Origin of the sequence: Pseudomonas sp. NPDC087614, from assembly GCF_044743485.1 — a bacterium.
Taxonomy (GTDB): Bacteria; Pseudomonadota; Gammaproteobacteria; order Pseudomonadales; family Pseudomonadaceae; genus Aquipseudomonas; species Aquipseudomonas baetica_A.
The window spans coordinates 61,198-66,162 of sequence record NZ_JBIUWN010000023.1 but is presented as its reverse complement, the minus strand read 5'-3'; the positions used below and the strand labels follow the sequence as shown (position 1 = coordinate 66,162).

The following is a 4,965-nucleotide window of genomic DNA, read 5'->3' as shown; positions in this document are numbered from 1 at the left end:
AGGTGAATAGTACGGCACGACCAGTCTCTTTCCGCCCCCGATATGCTTTTTTTGGAAAAACCGGAGAGGCGACAACTATCCTGACACCGGGGGAATCCGCCAACTAATTTTGCTCCCTTATCAATTTTAATATCAAAAGTTCCATACGATGTCTTGCGATCATCTGCAAAATTGATAACTGCTGAGCCTATAGGACTAGACATCCCGCCATCCAATTGCACAAACCAGTGATCCGTACCGTGATTGTCCACTACTATCTCATGAGGGCCATCCCCCTCCAGAGGACCAAACGTCATAATCACATCATTTTTCTCGTCTTGTATCGCCCATATTGACTCCTCAACGGAGCCCATTATCCTAGTGGTAGACATAATTCGACCATCACTTGCAACGGCGGAGAAGAAGCCTCTATGGCCATCTTCTTTATTTGCCAACAACGACTTAATATCTTCCGCGGTTTTTTTGTCCATCTTAGTTCCCTCAAAATTCTCTTTAGTCAACTTATCACCTGTAACAGCGCCACTTTACGCACCTGCCGACGTTCTCCACACCTGATAGAAATGACAGTTTTTTATATCCATTAGAAATAAAAACCGCCGAAAAAAGTAAAATTAACGCAGTCGCTGAAAGACTTTGCCTATCAGCGCCCAATAGTCGGCCTATTAGCTGACTCTCCAAGTCGGGTCTAGCCTTACAAGTCCGAAGTCGGCACGAGCCGGCCGTAGACGACCTGATAAGGACCCGAACATGGCAACTGAATCGAAATGCCCGTTCAACCACGCCGCTGGTGGTGGTACGACGAACCGTGACTGGTGGCCGAATCAACTCAACCTGAAGATCCTGAGTCAGCACTCGCCCAAGTCCGACCCGCTGGGCAAGGACTTCGACTACGCCAAAGCCTTCAAGAGCCTGGACTTCCAGGCACTGAAACAAGACCTCAATGCGTTGATGACTGACTCTCAGGACTGGTGGCCGGCGGACTTTGGCCACTATGGCCCGCTCTTCATCCGCATGGCCTGGCACAGCGCCGGCACCTATCGCACCGCGGATGGCCGCGGTGGTGCCGGATCGGGCCAGCAGCGTTTCGCCCCGCTCAACAGTTGGCCGGATAACGTCAGCCTCGACAAGGCCCGCCGCCTGCTGTGGCCGATCAAACAGAAATATGGCCGCAACATTTCCTGGGCCGACCTGATTGTCCTCACCGGTAACGTCGCGCTGGAATCCATGGGCTTCAAGACTTTCGGTTTCTCCGGTGGCCGCCCTGATGTGTGGGAACCGGACGAAGACGTGTACTGGGGTTCGGAAAATGAATGGCTGGGCGGTGATAGCCGTTATGGCAAGGACAAGGCCGCCATGCAGGAACCCGGTGACGGCACGCTGGTAGCCGAACCGGATCTGCACGGCAAAGAAGAGAGCCGCACGGATCAGGGCGAGCGCACTCTGGAAAACCCGCTTGCAGCGGTGCAGATGGGCCTGATCTACGTCAACCCGGAAGGTCCTGAAGGCAACCCTGACCCCGTGGCCTCGGCCCACGACATTCGCGAAACCTTCGCCCGCATGGCCATGAACGATGAAGAAACCGTGGCCCTGATTGCTGGCGGTCACGCCTTTGGCAAAACCCACGGTGCCGGCCCTGCCGATAATGTCGGCCCGGAACCGGAAGCCGCCGGACTAGAAGAACAAGGCCTCGGTTGGCGCAACGCGTTCGGCACCGGCAAGGGCGGCGACACCATCACCAGCGGCCTCGAAGTGACCTGGACCACCACGCCGACCCGGTGGAGTAACAACTACCTGGAAAACCTGTTCGGTTTCGAGTGGGAACTGACCAAGAGCCCGGCCGGGGCGCATCAGTGGATTCCGAAAAACGGCGCGGGTGCAGGCACCGTTCCCCATGCCCATGACCCGAGCAAGAAGCTCTCGCCAACCATGCTCACCTCTGATCTGGCGTTGCGCTTCGACCCGGCTTACGAGCAGATCTCCCGGCGTTTTCTGGCCAATCCCGATCAATTGGCCGACGCCTTCGCCCGCGCCTGGTACAAACTGATCCACCGCGACATGGGTCCCCTCTCTCGCTATCTCGGCCCGGAACTGCCCAACGAAGAACTGCTGTGGCAAGACCCGATCCCCGATGCCACTCACCCACTGATCGATGAAAACGACGCTGGCGCATTGAAGAGCAAAGTGCTGGCATCCGGTCTGTCGGTTTCGCAACTGGTCTCGACGGCCTGGGCTGCCGCTTCGACGTTCCGTGGCTCGGACAAGCGCGGCGGCGCCAACGGTGGCCGTCTGCGCCTGGAGCCGCAGAAGTCCTGGCAAGCCAACCAGCCGGAACAACTGGCCAGCGTGCTGAAAACCCTTGAGGGCATTCAGAACGCGTTCAATGGTGGTGCATCGGGCAAGAAAGTCTCGCTGGCAGACCTGATCGTGCTGGCCGGCAATGCCGGGGTCGAGCAAGCGGCGAAAAATGCCGGGCACTCCGTCACCGTCCCATTCACACCGGGGCGTACGGACGCCTCGCAAGAGCAAACCGATGTGGATTCATTCGGTTTTCTCGAACCAATCGCCGATGGCTTCCGCAACTACAGCAAAGGCAAATACACGGTGTCGGCCGAGGCGCTGCTGATCGACAAGGCACAACTGCTCACCCTCACCGCGCCGGAAATGACCGTGCTGCTGGGTGGGTTGCGGGTGTTGAACACTAACGTCGGGGGAAGCCGTCATGGCGTGTTCACCCACCAGACCGAAGCGTTGACCAACGACTTCTTCACCCACCTGCTGGACATGGGCGTTGAGTGGAAACCAACGTCAAAAGCGGCGGACGAGTTCGAGGGCCGCGACCGTAAAACCGGCAGCGTGAAATGGACGGCGACGCGGGTTGATCTGGTGTTCGGCTCCAACGCAATATTGCGGGCGCTGGCGGAGGTGTATGCCAGTTCGGATGCGAAGGAACAGTTCGTCAAAGACTTTGTCGCCGCCTGGACAAAGGTGATGAACCTCGACCGGTTTGATCTGAAGTAACGCAAAAACTATGGGAGCGGGCTTGCTCGCGAAGGCGGTATGTCAGGCGACAACTCTGTGCCTGACACACTCTCTTCGCGAGCAAGCCCGCTGCCACATTTAGATCCGCGTTAAGCCAAGCTTTTGCTGACCACCTCATAGACGTCGCTGGACAACTGACCTGAAGCCAGAATCCGCTCCAGTTCGGTTTTCATCAGCGCCTGCCGCGCGCTGTCGTATTTGCGCCAGCGCGTCAGTGGCGCCAATTGCCGCGAGGCGATCTGCGGGTTGAAGCCGTTCAGTTCGATCACCAGATCCGCCAGGAAGCGATAACCCGAGCCATCCGCCGCGTGGAAGTTGATCAGGTTCTGTCCGGCAAACGCGCCGACCAGCGCACGCACCTTGTTCGGGTTTTTGATGTTGAACGCTGGGTGCTGCATCAACGCCTTCACGCGCTCCAGACCGCCCGGCAACGCGCTGCCGGCCTGCACACTGAACCACTGATCCATGACCAACGGATTGTCCTTGAAGTGCTCGGCGAAACTCGCCAGCGCCACGGCTTTCTGTTCTTCGAACGGCGAGTTGACCAACACTGCCAGCGCCGTCAGGCGCTCGGTCATGTTATCGCTGGTGTCGAACTGTTCCAGCGCCGCCGCCAACACTTCTGGCTTGCCGCTGAGCATCAGGTACGACAGCGCGATGTTCTGCAACGCACGACGGGCGAAATGCTCGGCCTCGGCCACATACGAGGTGTTCTTCGATAGGTCGCGGTTGGCCTGATAACGTAGCCACAGCGCTTCGAACAAACCTTCGGCCAATTGCTGGCGAGCGAACTCACGGGCGATATGGATCGCGTCGACGTCAGCCACTTCGCTGATTTCAGTGAGGTATGCCTCCCCCGGCAACGAGAGCATTTCGGCGACCATGGCCTGATCCAGCGACTCATCCGACAGCACCGTGCGCAGTGCCGAGACCAGACGCGGATCAAGCTTCAGGCTCTCGCCTTTCTGTTGCTGGCCGATCAATTCTTGCAGGACTTGCACCGACAGTTGCTGACCGGCATCCCAGCGGTTGAAGCCGTCGCTGTCGTGCTGCATCAGGAACATCAGCTGATCGCGGTTGTACGGGAAGCTCAGCTTGACCGGCGCGGAGAAACCGCGCAGCAGCGAGGGCAGCGGCTGTTCGGCGATGTCGACGAAGGTGAAGGTCTGCTCGGCTTCGGTGACCGAGATCACACGGGTGGTGCCTTGCGCCGACGCTTCGCCGCTCAGACGCAGAGCAATCTCGTTACCTTGGCTGTCGAGCAGGCCGAGTTCGACCGGAATCACGAACGGCAGTTTTTCAACTTTATCCGGGGTTGCCGGGCAGCTCTGGCGGAAGGTCAGGCTGTAGGTTTTTGCGGCAGCGTCGTAAGACTCGCTCACCGCCAGACGCGGCGTGCCGGCCTGGCTGTACCAGCGCTTGAACTGGCTCAGGTCGACACCGTTGGCGTCTTCCATCGCTTTGATGAAGTCGTCGCAGGTTACCGCTTGGCCGTCATGGCGCTCGAAGTACAGATCGCTGCCCTTACGGAAGCCTTCGGCACCGAGCAAGGTGTGGATCATGCCGACCACTTCCGAGCCCTTTTCGTACACGGTCAAGGTGTAGAAGTTGGAAATTTCGATGAAGCTGTCCGGACGCACCGCGTGGGCCATCGGGCCGGCATCCTCGGCGAACTGATGGGTACGCAGGTACGCCACGTCCTGTATGCGCTTGACCGTCGCCGAGTTCATGTCGGCGGAGAAACCGGAATCACGGAACACGGTGAAGCCTTCCTTGAGCGACAGCTGGAACCAGTCGCGGCAGGTCACGCGGTTGCCCGACCAGTTGTGGAAGTATTCGTGCGCGACAATCGCCTCGACCCGCTGGTGCGCGGCGTCGGTGGCGGTTTCGGCGCGGGCCAGTACGGCGCTGGAGTTGAAGATGTTG

Annotated in this window: 3 protein-coding genes; 1 reads left to right on the top strand and 2 read right to left on the bottom strand. The window is 58.7% G+C overall.

The window, feature by feature from the left end:
- Positions 1-470: hypothetical protein (locus ACIOWA_RS11730; RefSeq protein WP_401159894.1), on the bottom strand; the 470-nt coding region annotated here is incomplete at its 3' end.
- Positions 471-747: 277 nt separating this feature from the next.
- On the opposite strand from ACIOWA_RS11730, the gene katG reads away from it, so the two are divergent.
- Positions 748-3,018 carry a catalase/peroxidase HPI gene (katG, locus tag ACIOWA_RS11725; RefSeq protein ID WP_401159892.1) on the top strand — a complete coding sequence of 757 codons (2,271 nt, stop codon included), beginning with the start codon at positions 748-750 and terminating at the stop codon, positions 3,016-3,018.
- A gap of 110 nt (positions 3,019-3,128) precedes the next feature.
- Here katG and pepN read toward each other — a convergent pair.
- The coding region (gene pepN / locus ACIOWA_RS11720; RefSeq protein ID WP_401159890.1) for an aminopeptidase N at positions 3,129-4,965 on the bottom strand (1,837 nt) is incomplete at its 5' end.

What these genes read in the sequence shown, in the direction of transcription:
- katG (WP_401159892.1), top strand. Translation starts at nt 748, where the DNA reads ATGGCAACTGAATCGAAATGCCCGTTCAACCACGCCGCTGGTGGTGGT.